The organism is Dissulfurirhabdus thermomarina (genome assembly GCF_012979235.1).
Taxonomy (GTDB): Bacteria; Desulfobacterota; Dissulfuribacteria; order Dissulfuribacterales; family Dissulfurirhabdaceae; genus Dissulfurirhabdus; species Dissulfurirhabdus thermomarina.
Window position 1 is genome coordinate 21,565 of record NZ_JAATWC010000005.1, and the last position, 22,411, is coordinate 43,975.

Annotated in this window: 16 protein-coding genes and 1 other RNA gene; 11 read left to right on the forward strand and 6 right to left on the reverse strand. The window is 71.0% G+C overall.

The window, feature by feature from the left end:
• Nucleotides 1–4: 4 nt before the first annotated feature.
• The 11 genes from HCU62_RS07100 to HCU62_RS07150 all read left to right on the forward strand — a co-directional run bounded on the left by HCU62_RS07100 (nt 5) and on the right by HCU62_RS07150 (nt 14,723).
• Nucleotides 5–1,321, forward strand: coding sequence for a cytochrome c biogenesis ResB family protein (locus tag HCU62_RS07100; protein ID WP_169755526.1), 1,317 nt, complete (start codon nt 5–7; stop codon nt 1,319–1,321).
• Nucleotides 1,305–2,132, forward strand: coding sequence for a cytochrome c biogenesis protein (locus tag HCU62_RS07105; RefSeq protein ID WP_169755527.1), 828 nt, complete (start codon nt 1,305–1,307; stop codon nt 2,130–2,132). The genes HCU62_RS07100 and HCU62_RS07105 overlap by 17 nt, the downstream gene beginning before the upstream one ends.
• The gene (locus HCU62_RS07110; RefSeq protein ID WP_163298041.1) at nt 2,129–2,449 is read left to right on the forward strand and encodes a hypothetical protein; all 321 of its coding nucleotides are present in this window, start codon (nt 2,129–2,131) and stop codon (nt 2,447–2,449) included. The genes HCU62_RS07105 and HCU62_RS07110 overlap by 4 nt, the downstream gene beginning before the upstream one ends.
• Nucleotides 2,446–3,897, forward strand: a complete 1,452-nt coding sequence (locus HCU62_RS07115; RefSeq protein WP_163298042.1) for a B12-binding domain-containing radical SAM protein — start codon at nt 2,446–2,448, stop codon at nt 3,895–3,897. Before HCU62_RS07110 ends, HCU62_RS07115 begins: the two co-directional genes overlap by 4 nt.
• 184 nt (nt 3,898–4,081) lie before the next feature.
• Entirely contained in the window at nt 4,082–5,296 is a 1,215-nt protein-coding gene (locus HCU62_RS07120) for a LuxE/PaaK family acyltransferase (protein ID WP_163298043.1), read from the forward strand.
• A gap of 48 nt (nt 5,297–5,344) precedes the next feature.
• Nucleotides 5,345–5,524: a hypothetical protein gene (locus HCU62_RS07125; protein WP_163298044.1), complete on the forward strand. Its 180-nt coding sequence runs from the start codon at nt 5,345–5,347 to the stop codon at nt 5,522–5,524.
• 147 nt (nt 5,525–5,671) lie between these two features.
• Nucleotides 5,672–6,496, forward strand: coding sequence for a carbonic anhydrase (locus HCU62_RS07130; RefSeq protein WP_163298045.1), 825 nt, complete (start codon nt 5,672–5,674; stop codon nt 6,494–6,496).
• Nucleotides 6,497–6,736: 240 nt separating this feature from the next.
• Nucleotides 6,737–7,819, forward strand: a complete 1,083-nt coding sequence (locus tag HCU62_RS07135; RefSeq protein WP_163298046.1) for a lipid A deacylase LpxR family protein — start codon at nt 6,737–6,739, stop codon at nt 7,817–7,819.
• A 49-nt stretch (nt 7,820–7,868) separates the two neighbouring features.
• The gene (locus HCU62_RS07140; RefSeq protein WP_163298047.1) at nt 7,869–8,882 is read left to right on the forward strand and encodes a putative ABC transporter permease; all 1,014 of its coding nucleotides are present in this window, start codon (nt 7,869–7,871) and stop codon (nt 8,880–8,882) included.
• Nucleotides 8,879–13,339 carry an acyl-CoA dehydratase activase gene (locus HCU62_RS07145; RefSeq protein WP_163298048.1) on the forward strand — a complete coding sequence of 1,487 codons (4,461 nt, stop codon included), beginning with the start codon at nt 8,879–8,881 and terminating at the stop codon, nt 13,337–13,339. The genes HCU62_RS07140 and HCU62_RS07145 overlap by 4 nt, the downstream gene beginning before the upstream one ends.
• Before the next feature lie 169 nt (nt 13,340–13,508).
• Entirely contained in the window at nt 13,509–14,723 is a 1,215-nt protein-coding gene (locus tag HCU62_RS07150) for a glycosyltransferase (protein WP_163298049.1), read from the forward strand.
• Nucleotides 14,724–15,049: 326 nt separating this feature from the next.
• On the opposite strand, the gene ssrA is transcribed toward HCU62_RS07150, so the two are convergent.
• The 6 genes from ssrA to HCU62_RS07180 form a co-directional block, all read right to left on the reverse strand.
• Nucleotides 15,050–15,403, reverse strand: a transfer-messenger RNA (tmRNA) gene (ssrA, locus tag HCU62_RS07155).
• 72 nt (nt 15,404–15,475) lie between these two features.
• Entirely contained in the window at nt 15,476–15,937 is a 462-nt protein-coding gene (gene smpB / locus HCU62_RS07160) for an SsrA-binding protein SmpB (protein WP_163298054.1), read from the reverse strand.
• A gap of 104 nt (nt 15,938–16,041) precedes the next feature.
• Nucleotides 16,042–16,596, reverse strand: a complete 555-nt coding sequence (locus tag HCU62_RS07165) for a hypothetical protein (protein ID WP_163298050.1) — start codon at nt 16,594–16,596, stop codon at nt 16,042–16,044.
• 26 nt (nt 16,597–16,622) lie between these two features.
• Nucleotides 16,623–20,144 carry a DNA polymerase III subunit alpha gene (gene dnaE, locus HCU62_RS07170; RefSeq protein ID WP_163298051.1) on the reverse strand — a complete coding sequence of 1,174 codons (3,522 nt, stop codon included), beginning with the start codon at nt 20,142–20,144 and terminating at the stop codon, nt 16,623–16,625.
• Between the two features lie 8 nt (nt 20,145–20,152).
• The gene (gene guaA / locus HCU62_RS07175) at nt 20,153–21,706 is read right to left on the reverse strand and encodes a glutamine-hydrolyzing GMP synthase (protein WP_163298052.1); all 1,554 of its coding nucleotides are present in this window, start codon (nt 21,704–21,706) and stop codon (nt 20,153–20,155) included.
• Between the two features lie 162 nt (nt 21,707–21,868).
• Nucleotides 21,869–22,402, reverse strand: coding sequence for a YkgJ family cysteine cluster protein (locus HCU62_RS07180; RefSeq protein WP_169755528.1), 534 nt, complete (start codon nt 22,400–22,402; stop codon nt 21,869–21,871).
• Nucleotides 22,403–22,411: the final 9 nt, after the last annotated feature.

Here is a 22,411-nt window from a genome sequence, read left to right on the forward strand (position 1 = left end):
TCACATGACATCCCTTCGCCAGCGGCTTGAAGCGGTCTTTCTCGGGCGGGCGGTGGTCACCACCCTCCTCGGGGCGTGGCTCGCCTGCGCGGTGGTGCAGGCCGCGGTGCCGGAGGGCCCCCTCCCGGGGCGGCTGGCGGCGCTGCGGGCGGCGAACCGCTGGGCCTTTGCGGCCTCGGCCCTCGTGGGCCTCGTCTCGCTCGCCCTGGCCATGGACCGGATCCTCCGGCGGGAGCGGTGCCCCGGGCCCCGCGGGCGGGCCGAGGCGGTGGGGAGGGGCCTCGACGAGGCGGAGTGGCGGCGGCGGCGGGCGCGGATCGCGGCCGGTCTCCGCCGCCTCGGCTACGCCGCCCGGGGCGGGGCCGGGGCAGGGGAGGCGCTCCGGTTCCGGCGGCGGGGCTCGGCGCGGTGGGGCACGCTGGTCCTCCACGCGGGGCTCTTCCTCGTCCTTTCCGCCTTCCTCTACCGGGGGCTCCTCGGCCAGCGGGGCGAGGTCCGGCTCATGGAGGGGGACCGGCTCCCGCGCCTCACCCGCGGCGCCTTCGCGTGGACCGAGACCGGGCTCCTGGCCGGGCCCTTCGACCTGGACTTCGGCCTCGCCCTGAACGAGGTCCGGCCCGTCCCGGATGCGGACGGCGGCCTCCGCGACGTCCGGAGCCGGATCGAGCTCCTGGACCCCGGCGGCGGGAGCACGTCCCTCGAGCTGGATCTTTCGGCCCCGGTCCGGCGGGGCGGGGTCCGCCTCTACCAGACCGACCGCTGGGGGTTTGTCGCCACCTTCTTCCTGCGGGGGGCGGGGCGGTTCCTCGCCACCCACTACTTCCTCGATCCGCCCGGGCGTCCCGGGGGGGGCTTCACCGGGGGCGGGGACTTCCCGGAGACGGGGCTTCGCCTCCGGATGGCCTTCCACCCCGACCTCCTGGACCCCGGCAGCCTGGAACCCCGGCGCCCCGGCGGGCACCTGGTGGTCTGGCAGGGGGGGCGGAAGCGGTTCGAGGGGCGGATCCTCTTCAGCCAGCGGGTCCGACTCGGGGACGAGGGGCTGGTCTTCGGGCGGGTGGCCCGGTGGACGGGGATCGTGGCGGCCCGGCACCAGGGCCGCCTGTTCTTCTACCCGGGGCTCTTCGCCTCGGCCCTGGGAGCGGCCCTGGTCTACCTGGTGCGGCCGCGGGAGATCCACGTGGTGCGCGGCGCGGACGGCCGGGTGGCGGCGTGGTTCTGGGCGCCCTATCCCGGCCGCTTCCCGGCGGCGGAGCGGGCGGCGGCCCGGTCGGCCATCGCGGCGGCCCTGGACGGAGGACGAGATGGCGGCGTGGCCTGAGGCCGACTGGGAGATGCTGCTCAGCTGGGCGGCGGTGGCGGGCTACGCCGTCTCGGCCGTCGCACTCGCCCTCGGCTCGGGCCTCGGGCGGGAGGGGCTCCGGCGGGCGGCGATCTGGCTCCTGGCGGCGGGGTTCGGGTGCCACGGGCTGGCCCTCGGGCTCCGCTGGGCCGTGGTGGGCCATGGCCCCTACACCACCACGTACGAGGTCTATTCCTCCAACGCCTGGGTGATCGCGGCCCTCTTCCTGGCGGCCGCGTGGCGGGCGCCGCGGCTCTTGGCCGCCGGGATCGTGGCGGTGCCCGGGGCCATGTTCTTCCTCATGCTGGGGCTGGCGAAGTACGAGGGCCTTCCCGGGCTCCCCACGGCCTTCCACTACGGGTGGCTCGCGGTGCACGTCCTCTTCGTGAAGCTCGCCATCGCCGCCATCCTGGTGGCCCTGGGATGCAGCCTCTGGCTGCTGCGCCGGCCGGGACGGGGGGCGGCGGCCGGCGAGCTCGACCGCTACAACTACCGGTTCATGGGGCTCGCCTTCTTCTTCTGGACCGTGGCCACGGCCTCGGGGGCCGTGTGGGCGGATCTCCGCTGGGGGCGGTACTGGGGATGGGATCCCATCGAGACCTGGTCGTTCATCGTCTGGATCGGGCTCGGGCTGAATCTCCACCTCCAGCGTTTCTACGGCTGGCGGGGCCGCCGGGCGGCCTGGCTCACCGCGGCCTGTTTCGGCTTCTTCCTGCTCGCCCTCTTCGTGATCCCGCTGGTGGGGGGGAGTCTCCACACCATGTACGTGGTGGGGGAGGGGGCCTCATGAAGCGGGCGGCCTTCTGGGTGGTGAACGGGTTCTGCCACGACCTGGCCACGGGTCTCTGGGCGGGCTTTTTGGCCGTCCTCTTCCTGCTCGCCGCCGGCCTTCCCCCGGCGGCGACCCGGTGGGGCCTCTTCCGGCTCTGCCTCGCGGCGCTCTGCCTGGTGGCGGTCACCGGGGCGCTCCGGCTCGTGGAATACCGCCGGCGCGGGGAGGCGCGCCCGCCCGCCCGGCTGCTCCTCGCCAAGCACGTCCTCCTGGGACTCCTCTTCCTGGGCGGCACCCTGTGGGGCTACTTCCTGGCCGGGAGGGGGGCGCCATGAAGCGGCTCCGCGTCCTCCTCGCCACGCCACCCTACCACTGCGGGATGCTCGAGGCCGCCGGCTCCTGGCTGCCCCTGGGGCTCGTCTACCTCGCCGGGGCGGTCCGGGCGGCCGGCCACGAGGTCCGGATCTACGACGCCATGTCCCGCTACCACGGATGGGAGGAGATCGGCCGGACCCTCGAGGACTTCCGGCCCGACGTGGTGGCCCTGGGGGGCATCACCGCCACGGTGACCGACTGCGTGGACTTCTGCGCCCTGGCCAAGGAGTTCGACCCCCGGGTGGTCACCGTCCTCGGTAACGTCCACCCCACCTTCATGTGGCGGGAGCTGCTCGAGGCGGACCGGGCGGTGGACTTCGTGGTGCGGGGCGAGGGGGAGGCGGCCTTCGCGGACCTCGTGGCCTGTCTCGCCGCCGGGGGCGACCCCGCCCGGGTGGCCGGCATCGCCCTCCGGCGCGAAGGCCGGGCCGAGGCCACACCGGAGCGGCCCTTCGCGGCGGACCTCGACACCCTGGCTCCGGCCTGGGACCTCGTCGATTGGCCGCTCTACACCTACCATCCCCGGCCGGGGTCGCGGCTCGCCATCGTCTCGTCGTCCCGGGGCTGCATCGGGGGATGCCGGTTCTGCTCCCAGCGCCTCTTCTGGCAGGGCCGGTGGCGGGCCCGCTCCCCCGAGGGCTTCGTGGCCGAGCTCGAGCACCTGCGTCGGACCTACGGGGTGGACGTCGCCATGATCAGCGACGAGTACCCGACCCGGGACCGGGCCCGGTGGGAACGGATCCTCCGCCTCCTCGCCGAGCGCGACCTCGGGGTGGAGCTTCTCATGGAGACCCGTGCGGACGACATCCTGCGCGACGCGGACCTCATGGACCTCTACCGGGCCGCCGGCGTCAGCCACGTCTACGTGGGCGTGGAGGCGGTGGACCAAGAGCGGCTCGATCTCTATGGCAAGGACATCAAGGTGGAAGGAGGCCGCCGGGCCATCGAGATCCTGAACGCCGCCGACATCGTCTCCGAGACCTCCTTCGTGGTGGGGACCCCGGACGAGACCCCGGCCTCCCTGGAACGGACCCTGGAACTGGCCAAGTACTACGACCCGGACATGGCCTTCTTCCTGCCGCTCACCCCGTGGCCCTACACCCCGCTCCACGACCTCTACCGGGACCGGATCGAGGACCGGGACTGGCGGCACTACAACCTGGTGGAGCCCGTCATCCGGCCCGAGACCATGGACCGGGCCGAGCTCCGGCGGCGGATGCTGGCCGCCACCGGGGCCTTCTTCGCCCACAAGTTCGCCCGGCTCCACCGTATGACGCCGGCCAAGCGGGCCTTCATGACCACGGTGCTGCGCCTTCTGGTGGAGCGCTCGTATCTCTCAGGCGAGATGGCGGCCACGCTCCTCCCCTTCCGGAAGCTGCTCGGGGCCTTCAAGGAGGCCGAACGATGAGGACGGCGTCGCAAAGAGGCACCAAGCGGGAGGCTTGGCGGCGCTTGGCGGCGGTGCTGCCCATCGCCTCGTCCCTGCGGCGCCCCCCGAGCACACCGCATTCCTCGTCGCCCTCGCACCTGGCAATCGGCGATCTCTGCTCGGCCGTCCACTCATCAAAGGATTTCTGGCGAGGCCGCCGGCGATGAGGGGCGACTACGGGCTGGAATCGGCCTTCGTCCGGCAACTGGACGAGGAGATCGCCGCCTTCGTGGCCGCCGGCCTCGACCACCGGGACGAGGCGGGCTTCAACCGCCTGGCGCTGGCCGAGTTCGAACTCCAGTACCACACCGTGCACCCGTACCGGGACTTCTGCCGCCGCCTGGGCCGCACCCCGGAGACGGTGACCCGCTGGTCCGAGATCCCGCCGGTCCCCTCCCTGGCCTTCAAGCGGTTCGTGCTCACCACCTTCCCCCCGGAGGTGGCGGTCCAGTCGTACATGAGCAGCGGCACCACGGACCCCACCCGCCGGGCCAGGGTCTACAGGGACCGGCGGGCGGTGGAGCTCATGGTGGCGGCCAACGCCCTCCTGGCCCGGAGCTACCTCTTCCCGGACGTGGAGCGGATGCGGATCCTCTTCTTCGCCCCGTCGCCGCGCCTCGTGCCCGGCATGGGCATGGCGGTGGGGCTCGGGGAGGTCGAGCGGATCTTCGGGGCGGCGGGGAGCGCCTTCCTCGTCGGGCGGCGGGGGCTCGACCTCGAGCTCCTGCTCACGGCGCTGCGCGAGGCCGAGGCCACCGGGCGCCCCCTGGCCCTGGTGGGGGCCACCTCTGCCCTCATCTACTTTTTCGCCGCCTGCGAGCGGGAGGGGCTGCGCTTCGTCCTCCCGCCCGGAAGCCGCGTCTGCGACGGCGGCGGCTACCAGGGCCAGTTCGGGGAGTGCAGCACGGCGGAGTTCTGGGAGCGGTGCCGCCGCGTCCTGGGCGTCCCCGAAACCCACTGCGTCAACGTCCTGGGCATGGCGGAGACCAGCACCAACTACTTCGACAACGTGCTCCGGAACCACCTGGACGGGGTCGAACGACCCCGCTACAAGGAGCTTCCGCCCTGGACGCGCCTGGCGATCATCGACCCCGAGACCCTGGAGCCGGTGGCGCCGGGGGAGGCGGGGCTCCTTTGCCACTACGACCTCACCAACCGGGCGCAGATGTTCGCCGTCCAGACCGACAACGTGGGCCTGGCCGTGGAGGACGGCTTCGAGATCCTCGGCCGGTGGCGGAAGCGGGACGGCCGGGTCTACCTCGACCGGACCTTCCGTCACCCCGGCGGCCCGGTGGTGAACAAGCTCACGGAGTTCCTGCTGCGGCGGCGGCTCGACCGGATCGGCCGGGTCCATGCCCGGCTCGCGGCCAAGGCATGATGGCGTCGCAAAGAATTAAAGACAATTAAAGACATGCGGAGGCGGTCCATGGAAGAGAGAGACCTGGAGATCGGCCTGGAGATGATCGGGGCGGACGAGATCGGCGGCGGGTGTTCCACCGTGGCGGACCGGATGTTGGAAGCGGCCGAAGCACAGCCGGCCGAGGCGGACCGGGCGGCGGGGCCGGGGGAGCCCCGGGCGTCCCGGGACGAGGCCGCCGGGCGCTGACGGCGCTTCCGCTCCGGCGGACACCTTTCCCGAGAAATGGTACAGGCCCGGCGCGGGCGCCGGGGGTGAGGGGTCCCCCGTGCGCCGTGTGCCGGGTCGGCAGAGGCCGGCGTGGACCCCGACGACATCACGTGAGGGAGGATGGAGATGAACCTACGGAGATTCTTGGCAGTGACCTTGGCGGCCGTGTTCTGGCTGCCGGCGGCCGTGTGGGCCGGTGAGTGGGGCTACGAGGGGCAGACGGGGGTCTACCCGCCCGACGAGTGGGGCCACGTGGCCCCGGCATGCGACGGGAGCCGGCAGTCGCCCATCGACATCGTGACCGCCGAGGTCCAGCCGGTGGACCACGTGGGGCTCCGCATCCACTACAAGCCGGACACGGTCTCGGTCCTCAACAACGGTCACGCGGTGACCGCCTATCCGGATGACCGATATATAGAGGTGGAGGGCGCCGACGGGACCTGGGAGCGCTACCGGCTGGTGCAGTTCCACTTCCACACCCTGAGCGAGCACACCGTGGACGGCCGGCACTTCGACATGGAGATGCACCTGGTGCACGCCAACGATGCCTACCTGGCGGGGCAGCCGGGCGGAAAGCTCTCGGTGATCGGGGTCTTCATCCGGAAGGGTCGAGAGAACAAGGCCCTCCGCGACATCTTTGACGATCTTCCCGAGGCCGTTCATCACGAGGCGGGCGAGGGGGAGATGCTGACCGCCCGGGTGCCCGTGGACTTCGACAAGCTCCTTCCCCGAAAGAGCGCGGTCTTCGCCTACCCGGGCTCTCTCACCACCCCCGGTTGTGACGAGATCGTCTCGTGGTTCGTCTTCGAGCGGCCCATCCAGATGTCCGTGGCGCAGATCGAGGCCTACCGGGAGCTCTACCGCGACCCGGAGACCGGGGAACGCTACGACACCAACCGGCCCACCCAGCCCTTGAACGGCCGGGTGGTTTCCTACGGCCCGCTGGATTGAACCGGCCCGCCGGGCCGGCCCGGCCGAACCTCGGGCCTCGTAACGAGGCCTTAGGGGGAGGCCGGGGTAGCTTCAGCAAAGACGGCCGGTCCCGGGGTCCCTGGGCCGGCCGTCTTTGCCTCGCCGCCGGGGTGGACGCCCCGGCCGGTTTCGGCTAGCCTGTCCGGGGCGGACACCCGGCCGCGCGCGGCCCGGTGGCGCTTCGGGGCCGCGCGCGGCCCGAGGGAAGAAACGATCGTCATGCCGAGACCTTTCGCACCGAGGCGTTTCGCCGGGCGGGCCGCGGCCGTCCTGGGCCTCGTGGTGCTCTCGGTCCTCGCGGGGGCGCCCCGTCCGGCCCGGGCGGGTCCCGCGGGGGTGGAAGGGGCGACATGGCGCCTCGAGTTCGACAACGACGTCTTCCTCGAGAAGGACAACCAGATCTCCAGCGGGTGGTCCATCCAGCACCACACCGCCGCCGCCCGCCGCTGGGCGGACGTGGGCGGCGGCCATGGCTCCCTCGGCCGCCTGGGCGGCGCGATCCCCACGCTGGGGGGCGAGGGGCTCCTCCGGCGGTCGGGGATCGCCGTGGGCCAGATCATCCAGACCCCGGACGACGTCTCTCGGCGGGATCTCATCCGGGACGACGTGCCCTATGCCGCGGCCCTCACCTTGCAGGCCACCTGGTATGCCTACGACGACGAGGAGTTCCGGGGTTTCGAGGTCACGGCCGGGGTCTCGGGGCCGCCGGCCCTGGGCGAGGAGGTCCAGAAGGCCACGCACCACCTCCTGGGCGACAAGGACCCCAAGGGCTGGAACAACCAGATCGAGACCGAGCCGCTCCTCAACCTCAACTACATGCGCAAGCGGAAGGTGTGGCACGGGGGGCGGCCGGAGGGCTGGTCGGCCGACGCCGCCGTGGACGGCAACGTGGGCCTGGGTAACCTCTTCACCCAGGCCAGCGTGGCGCTGGAGCTGCGCCTCGGGCGGAACATGCCCGGCGGCTTCGTCTACGTGCCCGACCCCATCGGGCTCAGCATGCACTACGTGGCGCTCCTCGAACCGCCGAGGCCGGAGCGGGCGGCCCTCTACGCCTCGCTGGTGCTGCGGGGCACGGCCTTCGCCCGGAACCTCTTCCTCGACGGCACCCTGCTGCGGCCCGGGCCCGGCGTGGACAAGCGGCCGCTGGTGGGCATGCTGATCGCCGGCCTCCACTACGAGCGCCGGGACTGGGGGCTCCACCTCGGCATCTTCCTCACCACCGACGACGTGGACACCGGCCAGGCCAAGGCATCGGAAGGACACGAGCGCCTGGGGACCATCGACCTGGAGTGGCGGTTCTGAGCGGGCGGCCCCCGGCCCGGCGCCCGCGCTGGAGGAAGTGGAATCGGGTATGAACCTCTGCGACCTGGCCTTTTCCTTCGTCTTCTTCTCGCTCCTCGGCTGGCTGCTGGAGGTCGCCTACCGTTCCGCCGGGGCCCGGCGGTTCGTGAACCCCGGGCTGCTCCGGGGGCCGTACCTCGTGCTCTACGGGGCGGGCGCCCTGGTGCTCATGGCGGCGGCGTCCCGGCTCGAGGCGGCGGGGGCGGGGCTGGCCCTGCGGGCCCTGGTCTACCTCGTCCTCACCACGGGGCTCGAGCTGGTCTCCGGGCTCGTCGCGGAGCGGTTCTTCCACGTCCGCCTGTGGGATTACTCGGACCAGCCCCTCCATTTCAAGGGCCTCGTCTGTCCCCTGTTTTCCCTCTATTGGCTGATCCTGGCCTTCGCCTTCGAGTTCCTGCTGTTGCCGCCGTACCGGGTCTGGCTCGCGGGGCTCCCCCAGGGGGCCAAGGGCCTTTCGGCCGGCGTGGGGCTGGCCGTCATGTTGGCGGATTTCCTGGCGGTGGCCGGGCGTGCCTTCCTGCGGGGGGGGGCGGAGGAGGCCGAGGCGGCGGCCGAGGCGTTCCGGGCGGCGGCCGGCCCGGTGCTTGCGATCCCGGAGGTGGCGGCCTTGGCCCGTTATCCCCATCACCGCGGCAAGACCCGCCTGGATCACGTCCGGGAGGTCGCCTGGCTGAGCTTTCTCTGGGGCCGGCGCCTCCGCCTGGACACCGAGGCCATCGTCCGGGGGGCGCTCCTCCACGACCTCTTCTTCTACGACTGGCTGCGGGAGGGCCCGCGGCTCCACGGTCTCCGGCATCACCGGATCGCCCTGGCCAACGCCCGCCGGGTCACCCGGCTCTCCCCGAAGGAGGCGGACATCATCCTCAAGCACATGTGGCCGCTGACCCTGGCGCCGCCCCGCCACCTCGAGTCGCTTGTCGTCTCGCTGGTGGATACCTATTGTTCCTTCCGCGACTACCTGAGTCCCGCCGGTGCCCGCCGCCGCGGGGCCCCGGGGGCGGAACCGCGGGAGACCCGGACATGAATCGAGGGAACGGACAGCCCTATTACGCCGGGATCGATATCGGCTCCACCACGGCCAAGGTGGTGCTCCTCGACGCGGAGGGGGAGGTGGCCTTCGCCCGTTACCGGCGGCACCAGGGCCAGACGGTGGAGACCACCCGGGAGATCTTCCGGGAGGCCGCCCGCGAGCTCGGCGACGTGGAACTCGACCTGGCGGTGACCGGGTCGGCGGGCATGGGCGTGGCCGAGGTCTTCGGGCTTCCCTTCGTCCAGGAGGTGGTGGCCTCGGCCCACTACGTGGGGCGCTTCCACCCGGAGGCCAAGACCTTCATCGAGATCGGCGGCGAGGACTCGAAGATCATCTTCTTCGACACCGGCGGCCGTCCCGACATCCGGATGAACAGCAGCTGCGCCGGGGGGACCGGCGCCTTCATCGACCAGATGGCGGTCCTCCTCGACGTGGACGTCGCCGACTTGAACCGCCTGGCCGAAGGCGCCCGCAAGATCTACCCCATCGCCTCCCGGTGCGGGGTCTTCGCCAAGACCGACGTCCAGGCCCTCCTGAGCCGCCACGCCTCGAAGGAGGACGTCGCGGCCTCCGTATTCCACGCGGTGGCCCTCCAGGTGGTCACCACCCTGTGCCGCGGCCGGGAGGTGGAGCGGAAGATCCTCCTCGGCGGCGGGCCCCTGACCTTCATCCCGCGCCTTGGCCGGGCCTTCGCCGAGGTGCTGGAGATCGACGATCCCTCGGCCTTCCTCCTCCCGGAACGGTCGGAGTTGATCCCGGCCATGGGGGCCGCCATGATCCGGAACGGCGATCCCTTCCGGGCGCGGATCTCCGCCCTCCTGGCCGTGCCCCGTGGCCGCGGCCCCGGCGCCGCCGGGGGGCGTGCCGGCCGGCTGCCGCCGCTCTTCACCGGCCGCGCGGAGTTCGATCGATGGCAGGCGCGGCACGACCGGGCACGGGTTCCCCGGGTCGACCCGGCGCAGGTGGCGGGCCAGGACCTCTTCCTGGGGATCGATTCCGGCTCCACCACCACCAAGATCGCGGTGGTCGACGGCTCGGGGCGCCTGGTCTTCGGCCACTACGGCCCCAACAACGGCGACCCCCTCCGGGCGGTGAAGCAGGGCCTCCGGGCGGCCCGGGAGGCCTTCGATGCGGCCGGCTGGCGCCCGCGGGTCCTCCGGGCCGCCGCCACCGGCTACGGGGAGGGCCTCGTCCGCTCGGCCTTCGGCCTCCATGACGGCGTGGTGGAGACCCTGGCCCACCTCCGGGCGGCCCGGCACTTCGCCCCGGACGTCTCCTTCATCCTCGACATCGGCGGCCAGGACATGAAGGCCATCACCATCGCCGACGGCGCCGTGGCCGACCTCCAGGTCAACGAGGCCTGCTCGTCGGGGTGCGGGTCCTTCATCGAGACCTTCGCCAACTCCCTGGGGTTCAGCGTTCAGGAATTCGCCGAGATAGCCTGCGGCCGGTGTGCCCCCTTCGACCTGGGCACCCGGTGCACGGTCTTCATGAACTCGAAGGTCAAGCAGGCCCTTCGGGAGGGGGCCTCGGTCGCCGACATCTCGGCGGGCCTGGCCTACTCGGTGGTGAAGAACGCCCTGTTCAAGGTGCTGAAGCTCAAGGACCCCGCGCAACTCGGGAAGAAGATCGTGGTCCAGGGGGGGACCTTCCGGAACCCCGCGGTGCTGCGGGCGGCGGAACTCCTGCTGGACGCGGAGGTGGTCCGCCCCGACGTGTCGGAGTTGATGGGGGCCTACGGCGCGGCGCTGCTCGCCCTCGACCGGTACCGGTCCGGCCGCGCCCAGGCCGCGCCGCTGGACGTCTTCGAGGGGATCGAGGCCCAGGCCGCCTACACCCGGCGGGAGCTCCGGTGCCGGGGGTGCGAGAACCGGTGCCGGGTCCTGGAGCTCCGCTTCGGCAACGCCAACCGGTTCTACACCGGCAACCGGTGCGAGCGGCACTTCAGCAACGACCCGGACCGGAAGCGGAAGGGGACCAACCTGGTGGACGAGCAGCTCCGGTTTCTCTTCGACCGCTGCACGGAGCCGGAAGGCGAGCCCCGCCTCACCTACGGCATTCCCCGCTGTCTCAACATGTATGAGAACTTCCCGTTCTGGAATGCCTTCCTCACCACCTGCGGTTTCCGGGTGGTGCTCTCCTCGCCCTCCAGCCTGAGGCTCTACGAGAAGGGCGCGGCCACGGTCATGTCGGAGAACATCTGTTTTCCGGCCAAGCTGGCCCACGGGCACGTCTTCGACCTGGCCGCCCGCGGCGTGGACCGGATCTTCTACCCCACCGTGGTCTACGAGCAGAAGGAGTTCGAGGGGGCCGACAACAGCTTCAATTGTCCGGTGGTGACCGGCTACCCCGATCTCATCAGGAGCGCCGTGGACCCGGAGAAGCGCTTCGGGATCCCGCTGGACAACCCGGCCGTCAGCTTCAAGGACCCGGGGCTTTTACGCGACCAGCTCTACCTCTTCTTCATGCCCTTCGGCGTGGACTACCGGACGGTGTCCCTGGGCGTGAAGCGGGGCCTGGCGGCCCAACGGGCCTACCGGGAGCAGCTCGGGGCCCGTGCCCGGGAACTCATCGACGAGGCGGAACGGGAGGGCCGGACGCTGGTGGTCCTGGCCGGGCGCCCGTACCACGTCGATCCCCTGGTCAACCACGGTGTGCCGGGGCTTCTGGCCGGCCTCGGGGTGGACGTGGTCAGCGAGAACGCCGTCCTGGCGGCCAGCGGCCAGGTCTCCCTGGAGGGGGTCAACGTCCTGACCCAGTGGACCTATGCCAACCGGCTCTACGCGGCGGCCATGTGGGTGGCCCGCCACGCCGGCACCCGGATGGTGCAGTTGACCTCCTTCGGTTGCGGGCCCGACGCCGTGACCGCCGACGAGGTCCGCGACATCCTCCGGCGCAGCGGCAAGATCCACACCGTCGTCAAGATGGACGAGATCGCCAACCTCGGGGCGGTCCGGATCCGGCTCCGTTCGATGCTCGAGGCGGCCCCCCGGGAAGACGGGCGGAGGCAATCCCCGCCGCCCCCCGCGCCGCGGCGTCTCCGGCCTGTTCCGTCCCGGGCCGGCCGAAAGGTCCTCATCACCCCGTATTTCTCCCCCTTCTACTCCCCGCTGCTGCCCGCGGCCTTCCGGCCCCTCGGCTGGCGGCTGGACGTCCTGCCGCCGCAAGACCGGGAGACCGTGGAGCTGGGCCTCAAGATGGTCAACAACGACATCTGCTACCCGGCCGTCCTGGTGGCCGGGGACATCCTGAAGGCCTTCCGGTCCGGCCGGTACGACCCGGAGCGGACGGCGGTGGTCCTCACCCAGACGGGCGGCCAGTGCCGCGCCTCGTCCTACGTCTCGTTGGTGCGGAAGGGCCTGGCGGCCTTCGGCCTGGAACGGGTTTCGGTGATCCCCGTCCTCGCCGAGGGGATCGATCCCGAGGCCGGCCTGGACATCGACTTCAAGGGCCTGGTCAAGCGGCTCGCCCTGGGCCTGGTCTTCGCCGACCCGCTGACCCGGATGTATCTCTCCGTGGTGGTGAGGGAGAAGACCCCCGGGACGGCCCGAAAGCTCCATGCCAGGTATCTCGCCGCCATGGAGCCCGCCATCGAGCGCGCCGACTACCCCGCCCTCCTCGAGGTGCTCCGGGAGGCGGTGGCCCACTTCAACCGGGTGGAGACCTGCGACGGGCCGGTGCCCAGGATCGGGATCGTGGGGGAGATCTTCGTCAAGTACAACTTCTTTTCCAACAACGACCTCATCGACTGGCTTTCCGCCCAGGGGGTGGAGGTGATCCTGCCGGCCCTCCAGAGTTTCTTCGCGCAGCGGTTCATCAACGAGACCTACGACCAGAGGGCCTTCTTCAAGCGATCCCTCGTCGACCGGATCCGGCACCTCCTGCTCGAAATCTACACGAAGTACCACCTGGGGCAGATCGACCGGGTCATGTGCGGCTTCCGCTTCTACCGGAGGCCCCACAACCTCCGGGAGCTGTCCGAGGTCACCGCCGAGGTGGTCAGCCTGGCCAACCAGTTCGGCGAGGGGTGGCTGCTGACGGCGGAGATCATCGCCATGCTCCGCGAGGGGGTGGGCAACATCGTCTGCCTCCAGCCCTTCGGCTGCATCTCCAACCACATCACCGGGCGTGGCATGGAGCGGAAGCTGAAGGAGCTCTATCCCCACCTGCAGCTCCTCTCCCTCGACATGGACGCGGGGACGAGCGAGGTGAACGTCTTGAACCGCCTCCACTTCCTGGTTTCCGGCGCCCGGGAACAGGCGGAGAACGGCGCGGCGCCGGCAGGAGAGGGGCGGACGCTCCGGAGGCTCGCCGTGCCGTCCATGTGGCCGCGGCGGCTGGAGGGGCTCAACAACTACGCCGCGCTGGAGGTCGAGAAGTGGCGGGCCTGGGTCTCCGGGCTCGACCTGCGGGAGAAGGCGCAGGTCATTCGCCGGCGGATGGGGTGGTGAGCGGGGACCGCCGCGCGGGGCGTTCCGCCGAGCGGGGGCGGGCGGAAACGGCGGCCCGGACCGCAGGCGTCACAGTGCCGGGGGTGCGCGTCCCGCCCGGAGCCGGGCCCTCCGGGGGGCATGGGGCCCCAAGGCCCCGGATTCGTGCGGCACCATCCGGGAAACGGGCATGAAGAGATTGGTCGTCCTCACATCCACCTTTCCGAGGTGGCGGGGTGACACGGATCCGCCGTTCGTCCATGAGTTGTCGAAGCGGCTGACCTCCGCGTTCGAGGTGCATGTCATCGCACCCCGCTACCCCGGCGCGAAGGCCGAGGAGGTGATGGACGGGATGCACGTGCACCGTTTCCGTTACTTTCTGGGCCCCCTCGAGCGGCTGGCCGGGGCCACCGGCATCCTGCCCACCCTCCGGAAAAATCCCCTCTACGCCGTGCTCGTTCCCTTCTTCGTCGCGGGGGAATTCCTGGCCCTGTACAGGCTGGTCCGGAGACTGAGGCCGGCCGCGATCCACGCCCACTGGCTCATCCCGCAGGGATGGGTCGCCGCCTGGGTGTCGCGGCTGCTCGAGGTCCCCGTCCTCGTCACCGTCCACGGGGGGGATGTCTTCGGGCTGCGGATGCGGCCGGCCATGGCCGCCAAGCGGATGGCCGTGCGTCGCGCGGCCGCGGTGACCGCCGTCAGCCGCGCCGCGGGAGCGGCGGTGACCGAATTGTGGCCGGCGGCGTCGCCGGCGGTGGTCCCCATGGGGGTCAGCGCCGCCCGCTTCGACGGGAGCGGCGGCGGGGGGGTCCGGGAACGGTTCGGCATCCGGGGGCCGTTGCTCCTGTTCGTCGGCCGGTTGAGCGAGAAGAAGGGGGTTCGGTATCTGCTCCAGGCGATGCCCGCCGTCCTGGACCGTTTTCCCGATGTCCGGCTCCTGATCGTCGGCGGTGGCGAGGAGGAGCAGGCGCTGAAGGAGCTGAGCGCTTCCTTGGGGTTGGCGGACAGGGTGATCTTCGCCGGTCCCCTGCCGAATCCCGAGTTGCCCCCCTTCTATGCCGCGGCCGACATCTTCGTCGGCCCCTCCATCCGGGCCCGGGGCGGCGACACCGAAGGCTTCGGCCTGACCTTCGTCGAGGCCGGGTTGAGCGGCTGTATCCTCGTGGGCAGCGATGTCGGCGGCATCGGTGACATCATCCGGGAAGGCGAGACGGGTTTCCTCGTCCCGGAAAAGGACCCGGAGGCCCTGGCCGCGAGACTCGTCTCCCTGCTGGAGGACCGGCGGGGCTGGGGCCGGATCGCCGCCCGCACCCGGCGGGAGCTGGCGACGCGGTTCGACTGGGGGGTCGTGGCCGCAAGGTACGCCGATATCTTGCAGAAGCTCTCGGTGACGGCCGCGCCGTAAAAAGTTCCCCGGGCAGACGGCGACCGTCCCCGCACGTTCCTCCCCAGGCCGTTTCCTCGGGCCCTGGCCGTGGGGCGAGGAGGGATCCGAATCCTGAGCTGCGCCGCAAGGGCCTCCTCCCCACGCGGGGAGGCCGCGTCGGTCATCGCCGAGGTGCACGCGGCCACGAGCCGGTGGCGGAAGGCGCGCTCGGTCCGGGGCGCGGCGCCCGCCCGGCGCTTCGAAGGGGGCCGGCTCATGCGCGGGCCGCCTTCGGCGAAGGGGAGAAAGAAAAAACCCATCGCCCCGGAGAATCACTCTGGAGAGACGGGTTTGTCTTTTCTAAATGGTGGAGGCGCCGGGAATCGAACCCGGGTCCGAAGGCATTCCACACAGGCTTCTACGTGCGTAGCCGGCGTATCGATGTTCGCCCTCCCCGGCCCACCCCGGCGGGGTCTGGAGGGGCTAGCCCACTGAGATTTCGCCTTTCAGGGGGCGGGCGCCCGTGAAAGGCTAGCCTGCTGAGGTGTCGCCCCGTCCGGCCTTGCAGGCCCGGCCGGATGGGGCGTGGCCGCCTTAGGCGGCCAGTGCGAACTCGTAGTCAGAGTCGGCGTTTGTGTTTGTCCTGCCTTTTAACGAGGTGACAGGGCCTCGGCACGCCACCTGCGCTTCCATACCCCCGTCGAAGCCGGATCGCCCCCATGGGAGACTACGGAAGTTTCGGTACGAAGCTACTTTAAGGTCTCCCCGGGGCGCTGTCAATCGGCGGGCGGTCAGCGGATCTTGTATCTCCGGCGGATCTCCCGCTCCTCCGTCCGCCGCTTGAGGGTCTCGCGCTTGTCGTAGCGCTTTTTCCCCCTCGCGAGCCCCAGTTCCACCTTGGCCTTGCCGTCCCGGAAGTAGAGGCTCAGCGGGACGAGGGAGAGGCCCCGTTCCTGGACCTTGCCCGCCAGGCGGTCGATCTCCCGGCGGTGGAGGAGGAGTTTCCGGGGCCGGAGCGGGTCGAGGTGCTGGTGGTGGGCGGCGAAGGGGTAGGGGGAGATGTGGACGTTTTGCAGCCAGGCCTCGCCCCGCTTGAAGACCACGTAGCCGTCGGCGAGATTGGCCCGGCCCTCGCGGAGGGACTTCACCTCGGGGCCGAGGAGGACCAGCCCCGCCTCGAGGGTGTCCTCGATGTGGTAGGCGAAGCGGGCCTTTCGGTTCCGGGCGACGATCTTGACGTGGTCCTTGGCCATGGCGATGGGGGCGGCGGCCCTGGGCTTCACGGGCGCCAGCCAGCTACCTTAACGGGTCCGGGGGCGCTGCGCCAGTCTCGCGATGATGGCGCGGCGGCCGCCGTTCAGAAGTCCAGGGGCTTGGCGACGATCTCCCGGACCTTGAGGTCGAAGAGGCGGTTGGAGGAGGCGGGCTTGAGGAGGACCACGGTGTCCGCGCCCCGGCCCGTTCCGGCCACGGCCAGGAGGTCGTCCGGGGTGACGAGCCCCGAGTCGGCGGCCATGAGGGCGATCTCCACGCAGACCTTGATCCCCTGGCCGAAGATCCGGAGGGTGTTGGCCACGAGGTCCTGCTGGCTGTAGCCCTGGCGCTCGCGGATGGCGGTGCCGATGCTGCGCAAGGGCATGGTCCCGGTATGCACGCGGGCCCCCAGCTCCTCCAGCTCCCGGCGGGTCTCCGCCGGCATCTCCACCGCGCCGGGTTCCTTGAAGCCCACGTTGTGGGTCACCACCACGAGGCGGAGGCCCCGCGCCGCCAGGCGCCGGGCGGCGGCGAGGCCCGTCCCGCCCCGGGTCGAGGCCACCACCACCTGGGTGACGCCGGTGCGGTCGAGGGCGGCCTCGAGGGCGTCGAGGGCCGCCTCGGTGTTGCCGGGTCCGGGGCTTTCGAAGCCGATCATGGTGCGTTCCTCCTCGTCCGTGTGTCTCAGCGGGCGGCCCGCCGGGGCGCCCGGGTCTCGGCCTCGGGATCCGCCGGGGCCAGGGGTTCGTACTCGATCCGGAGGCCGGGGTAGCCGATCACCGCCTCGATGTCCTCGGTGAGTTCCGGCGACAGGCGGACGTTCAGGTCGTCGGGGAGCGCCACCAGGACCCGGCCCTCACCGGGGAGCACCACCCCGAGCCGCACCGGGTAGGGGCCGGGATGCCGGCGGAGGACCTGCCGCAGGGGCTCGAGGTCCTCCGGCGCCAGCCGGTCGCCCCGAAGCTCCAGGGTGAGGCCGGAGATCCGGCGCCGGCGCGCCTCCTCCAGGGCCTCCACGGTCTCGGCCAGTACCTTGTGGACGCCGCGGTCATCCTCCTTCTTGTAGGTGCCTTGCACCCAGACCGGGCGGTCGCCTTCCAGGAGTTCCGCCGCCCGGACGTAGACCTCGGGGAAGCAGACCACCTCGATGGAGCCCCGGAGGTCTTCCAGGACGATGAAGGCCATCCGGTCGCCCTTCTTGGTGGTGATCTCCTTTCGGCTCCGGATCACCCCGGCCAGGCTCACCGGGGTCCCGTCGGGGAGCTTGGCGACGTTTTCCGTGTGCGCGGTGGTGAGGCGGTCGAGGTCGGCGGCGTACGGGTCCAGGGGGTGGCCGCTGATGTAGAAGCCCAGGGCCTCCTTCTCGGCGCGGAGGCGCTCGAGGTCCGGCCATTCCGGGACGTCCGGGAGGATCAGGAGCCGCGCGGGCTCCGGGGCCGCCGCCCCCGCCGCCATGGCGTCGAAGAGGGACATCTGGCCGGAGAGGCGCTCGGCCTGGCGGGACTGCCCCAGCTCCAGGGCCTGGTCCAGCGCCTCCATGAGCTGGGAGCGGCGGTGCCCAAGGGCGTCGAAGGCGCCGCACTTGATGAGGCTCTCGATGACCCGCTTGTTGACCTTTCGGAGATCCACCCGGCAGCAGAAGTCCTCGAAGGAGGCGAAGGGGCCTTCCCGCCGGGCCTCCAGGATGGCCTCGATGGCGCCGGCCCCGACGTTCTTCACCGCGGTGAGGCCGAAGCGGATGGCGTCGTCCTCGATGGTGAAGTCCAGGTCGCTCCGGTTGATGTCCGGCGGCAGCACCCGCACGCCCTGGGCCTTGGCCTCGCCGATGAACTTCACCACCCCGTCGGTGTTGCCGAGCTCGTTGGTGAGGAGCGAGGCGAGGAACGGGAGCAGGTAGTGGGTCTTGAGCCAGGCCGTCTGGTACGCGATGAGGGCGTAGGCCGCCGAGTGGCTCTTGTTGAAGCCGTAGCCGGCGAACTTCTCCATGAGGTCAAAGATGGTCCGCGCCTTGTCCTCCGGGATGCCCCGCTCCCGGGCCCCGGTGAGGAAGCGGTCGCGCTGGGCGGCCATCTCGGCGGGGATCTTCTTCCCCATGGCCCGGCGGAGGAGGTCCCCCTCGCCGAGGCTGTAGCCCGCGAGCACCTGGGCGATCTTCATCACCTGTTCCTGGTAGACGATGACACCGTAGGTCTCCTGGAGGATGGGTTCCAGCTCCGGGAGGAGGTAGGTGACCTCCATCTCTCCGTGCTTGGCCTTGACGAACTGGTCCACCATGCCGCTCTCCAGGGGGCCGGGCCGGTAGAGGGCGACGAGGGCGATCATGTCGGTGAAGGACGAGGGGCGCATCCGGCGCAGGAGGTCCTTCATGCCGGAGCTCTCCAGCTGGAAGACGCCGGTGGTGTCGCCGCTGGAGAGGAGCTCGTAGGTGGCGGGGTCGTCCAGGGGGATCCGGCCGATGTCGATCTCTTCCCCGTAGTGGTCCCGGATGAGGCGGAGGGCCACGTCGATCACCGTGAGGGTCTTGAGGCCCAGGAAGTCGAACTTGATGAGGCCGGTCTTCTCCACGCACTTCATGTCGAACTGCGTGACGGTCTCGCCGGCCTGGCCCTTGGTGAGCGGGAGGTATTCGTGCATGGGGCGGTCGGAGATGACCACCCCGGCGGCGTGGGTGGAGCTGTGGCGTGGGAGGCCCTCGAGGGCCCGGGCCACTGTGAGCAGCTCGGCCACCTTCGGGTCGTCCTCGGCGAGCTTTGCCAGGCGGGGCTCCATCTGGAGGGCCCTTTCCAGGGTGACGCCCAGCTGTTCGGGGACGAGCTTCGCAATGCGGTCCACCTCGGGGTAGGCCAGCCCCATGGCCCGGCCCACGTCGCGGATCACGGCCCGGGCCTTCATCTGCCCGAAGGTGATGATCTGGGCCACGAAGTCCTCGCCGCCGTACTTCTCCGCCACGTAGCGGAGGACCTCGTCACGGCGCCGCATGCAGAAATCCACGTCGATGTCCGGGAGGGAGGCCCGCTCCACGTTCAGGAAGCGCTCGAAGAAGAGCCCGTAGCGGACCGGGTCGATGTCGGTGATCCGCATCGAGTAGGCCACCAGGGAGCCCGCGGCGGAGCCCCGCCCCGGCCCCACGGGGATCCCCTTGGACTTGGCCCAGTTGATGAAGTCGGCCACGATGAGGAAGTAGGACGGGAAGCCCTTCTCCTTGATGACGGCGATCTCTTCCTCGAGCCGTTCCCGGTAGGGGGCCTGGGCCTCGCCCTCGATGCCGAGTTCCGCCAGGCGCTCCTCGAGGCCCGCACGGGCCATGGCCTCGAACTTCGCCTCGTAGGTCTCGCCTTCTGCCAGGGGATAGACCGGGAAGCGGTGGCGGCCGAGCTCCAGCTCCACGTTGCAGCGCTCGGCGATTTCGGCGGTGGCGGCCAGCGCCTCCGGGTAGTCGCGGAAGCGCTCGGCCATCTCCTCGGGCGAGGTGAAGTAGATCCGGTCGGTGGTGAACCGCATCCGGTTGGGATCGTCCACGGTTCGGTTGGTCTGGATGCAGAGCAGGACGTCGTGGGCCCGGGCGGCCTCGGCCGTGAGGTAGTGGCAGTCGTTGGTGGCCACCAGCGGGAGCCCCAGCTCCCGGGCCAGCTCCGCCAGCTCCCGGTTGATGACCGCCTGCTCGGGGATGCCGTTTTCCTGGAGCTCGATGTAGAAGCGGCCCGGGAAGATCCGGGCGTAGGTCTCGGCCAGCGCCCGGGCCCCCTTGCGGTCGCCGTGGAGGAGGGCCGCCGGGATCTGGCCGTGGAGGCAGGCGGAAAGCGCGATGAGGCCCTCGTTCCAGTCGCGGAGGAGGTCGAGGTCGATCCGGGGCTTGTAGTAGAAGCCCTCGAAGTGGGCCGCGGTGACCAGCCGGAGGAGGTTCCGGTAGCCCGTGGCGTTCTCGGCCAGGAGCACCAGGTGGTAGGCGGCCTCGCCGGCGCTCTTCGCGCTTCGGTCCTTCCGGCCCTTGGGGGCCACGTAGCACTCGCAGCCGAGGATGGGCTTGATGTCGTGCCGGAGGGCCTGCTGGTAGAAGTGCAGCGCCCCGTACATGTTGCCGTGGTCCGTGATGGCCAGGGTGTCGTAGCCCAGCTCCTTGGCCCGCGGGAAGAGGTCCTTCAGGCGGATGGCGCCGTCGAGGAGGCTGTATTCCGTGTGGAGGTGGAGGTGGACGAACTTCTCCATGGCCTCGCCTATTCCCACTCGATGGTGGCGGGCGGCTTGGAGCTGACGTCGTAGCAGACGCGGTTCACCCCCCGGACCTCGTTGATGATCCGGTTGGAGATCCGGGCCAGGAGGTCGTAGGGGAGGCGGGTCCAGTCGGCGGTCATGGCGTCCACGCTGTCCACCACCCGGAGGGCCACCACGTGGTCGTAGGTGCGTTCGTCGCCCATGACGCCCACGGTCCGCACCGGGAGCAGCACGGCGAAGGCCTGCCAGGTGCGGCGGTACCAGCCGGAGGCCTTCATTTCTTCCAGCACGATGGCGTCGGCCTCGCGGAGCACGGCGAGCCGCTCCGGGGTCACGGCGCCGAGGACCCGGATGGCGAGCCCCGGCCCCGGGAAGGGGTGGCGGTGGATGAGTTCCTCGGGCATACCGAGCTGGGCCCCCACCTCGCGTACCTCGTCCTTGAAGAGCTCCCGGAGGGGTTCCACCAGCTCGAGCCGCATGACCTCCGGGAGGCCGCCCACGTTGTGGTGGCTCTTGATGGTGGCCGAGGGCCCCTTGAAGGAGACGCTCTCGATGACGTCGGGGTAGAGGGTCCCCTGGGCGAGGAAGCGGACGTCGCCCAGGCGCCGGGCCTCCTCCTCGAAGACACGGATGAACTCGGTGCCGATGATCTTGCGCTTCTTCTCCGGGTCGTCCACCCCGGAAAGACGCTCGAGGAAGCGGGCCGAGGCGTCCACGTAGCGGACGTCGAGTTCCGACTGCTCGAAGAAGGCCAGGACCGTCTCGGCCTCGTTCTTCCTGAGCAGGCCGTTGTTCACGAAGATGCAGGTGAGGTTTCGGCCTATGGCCCGGTGGATGAGGAGGGCGGCCACCGAGGAGTCCACGCCCCCCGACAGGGCGCAGATGACCCGCTCGCCGCCCACCCGCCGGCGGATGTCCGCCACGGCGGTCTCCACGAAGGAGGCCATGTCCCACGAGGCGCTGCAGCCGCAGACGCGGAAGAGGAAGTTGCGGAGGAGGTCGCGGCCGATCTCGGTGTGGACCACCTCGGGGTGGAACTGGACCCCGAAGATGGGCCGCGCCTCGTGGCGCATGGCGGCCACCGGCGAGGCCCCGCTCCGGGCGATCCGGACGAAGCCGGGGGGCAGGGCCTCGATCCGGTCCCCGTGGCTCATCCAGACCTGGTGGGTGGCCGGCGCCGGGGCCAGGCCGCGGAAGAGGTCCCCGGGCTCGTCGATCTCCAGGGCGGCGGGGCCGTACTCACGGTGATCGCTATGCTCCACGGTGCCGCCGAGGAGGTGGGTGGCAAGCTGCATCCCGTAGCAGATCCCCAGGACCGGGAGCCCCAGGTCGAAGACCTCCGGGGAGATTACGGGCGCCCCGTGGTCGTGGACGCTGGAGGGACTGCCGGAGAGGATGATGCCCCGGGGGGCGAAGGCCCGGATCGCTTCGATCGACATGTCATAGGGGTGGATTTCGCAGTAGACCTTGGCCTCCCGCACCCGCCGCGCGATGAGCTGGGTGGTCTGGGAGCCGAAGTCGAGGACGAGGATCTTTTCGGCGTGGAGGTCGGACATCCGGGGCTCCTGTCGGGGTCAGCGATGGCGCCGCACGGGGCTCGGGGCGCGGGCGGCTTGTAAAAACTAAATTATCACGATTAGATAGAGATCCATGGGCGGCGGCGCCCAACCCTTCATATGTACCCCATCGGGGCCCCGGCGCCAACCGGCGCGGAGGGTCTAGGGGCCGGCCGGTTCCAGCCGACCCTTGGCGAGGGCGCGGCTCCGCCGGGAGCCGTTGGAGACGAAGGTGTCCGGCGGCATCCCGCCCCGGGCGAGGAGGTCCCGCAGCCGGCCGACGTAGCGGTGTTCCTCGGCCCCGCCCCGGGCGAAGCGGGCGTGGAAGGCCGCCCCGGCCGGGCAGCCCGTCTCCACGGCGATGACGAAGCGTCCGGGCCGGGCCACGACGATGAGCGGGTAGAGGCGGCAGGCCCAGGGGGCGGCGGCGTAGATCCGGCAGAGCCCCGTCTCCTCCCGGTAGTGCCGGCAGACGCGTCCCACGTGGTAGCGGCCGTCCGGCGTCCGCCGGAACATGACCGGCAGCAGCACGGGGGTCAGGTTGACGGCGGCGAGGATCTCCCGCGGCGGATAATCCCGTTCCGTGACCATGGCGAGGTGGTCGAACCGGCAGCATTCCCGGCAGCTGTCCGGGCAGAAGAAGGGGAAGCGGGGGAGCGGCGGGGGCGCCGCGGTCTTTCGGGGGGGCGGGGGCATGGATCCCAA

Bases quoted from the DNA above. Each gene is read 5' to 3' on its own strand.
- HCU62_RS07135 (WP_163298046.1), top strand. From the start codon at position 6,737: ATGCCGAGACCTTTCGCACCGAGGCGTTTCGCCGGGCGGGCCGCGGCC.
- HCU62_RS07115 (WP_163298042.1), top strand. From the start codon at position 2,446: ATGAAGCGGCTCCGCGTCCTCCTCGCCACGCCACCCTACCACTGCGGG.
- HCU62_RS07145 (WP_163298048.1), top strand. From the start codon at position 8,879: ATGAATCGAGGGAACGGACAGCCCTATTACGCCGGGATCGATATCGGC.
- HCU62_RS07180 (WP_169755528.1), bottom strand. From the start codon at position 22,402: ATGCCCCCGCCCCCCCGAAAGACCGCGGCGCCCCCGCCGCTCCCCCGC.
- HCU62_RS07100 (WP_169755526.1), top strand. From the start codon at position 5: ATGACATCCCTTCGCCAGCGGCTTGAAGCGGTCTTTCTCGGGCGGGCG.
- guaA (WP_163298052.1), bottom strand. From the start codon at position 21,706: ATGTCCGACCTCCACGCCGAAAAGATCCTCGTCCTCGACTTCGGCTCC.
- HCU62_RS07140 (WP_163298047.1), top strand. From the start codon at position 7,869: ATGAACCTCTGCGACCTGGCCTTTTCCTTCGTCTTCTTCTCGCTCCTC.
- HCU62_RS07120 (WP_163298043.1), top strand. From the start codon at position 4,082: ATGAGGGGCGACTACGGGCTGGAATCGGCCTTCGTCCGGCAACTGGAC.
- HCU62_RS07150 (WP_163298049.1), top strand. From the start codon at position 13,509: ATGAAGAGATTGGTCGTCCTCACATCCACCTTTCCGAGGTGGCGGGGT.
- HCU62_RS07130 (WP_163298045.1), top strand. From the start codon at position 5,672: ATGAACCTACGGAGATTCTTGGCAGTGACCTTGGCGGCCGTGTTCTGG.
- dnaE (WP_163298051.1), bottom strand. From the start codon at position 20,144: ATGGAGAAGTTCGTCCACCTCCACCTCCACACGGAATACAGCCTCCTC.
- HCU62_RS07105 (WP_169755527.1), top strand. From the start codon at position 1,305: ATGGCGGCGTGGCCTGAGGCCGACTGGGAGATGCTGCTCAGCTGGGCG.
- smpB (WP_163298054.1), bottom strand. From the start codon at position 15,937: ATGGCCAAGGACCACGTCAAGATCGTCGCCCGGAACCGAAAGGCCCGC.
- HCU62_RS07125 (WP_163298044.1), top strand. From the start codon at position 5,345: ATGGAAGAGAGAGACCTGGAGATCGGCCTGGAGATGATCGGGGCGGAC.
- HCU62_RS07165 (WP_163298050.1), bottom strand. From the start codon at position 16,596: ATGATCGGCTTCGAAAGCCCCGGACCCGGCAACACCGAGGCGGCCCTC.
- HCU62_RS07110 (WP_163298041.1), top strand. From the start codon at position 2,129: ATGAAGCGGGCGGCCTTCTGGGTGGTGAACGGGTTCTGCCACGACCTG.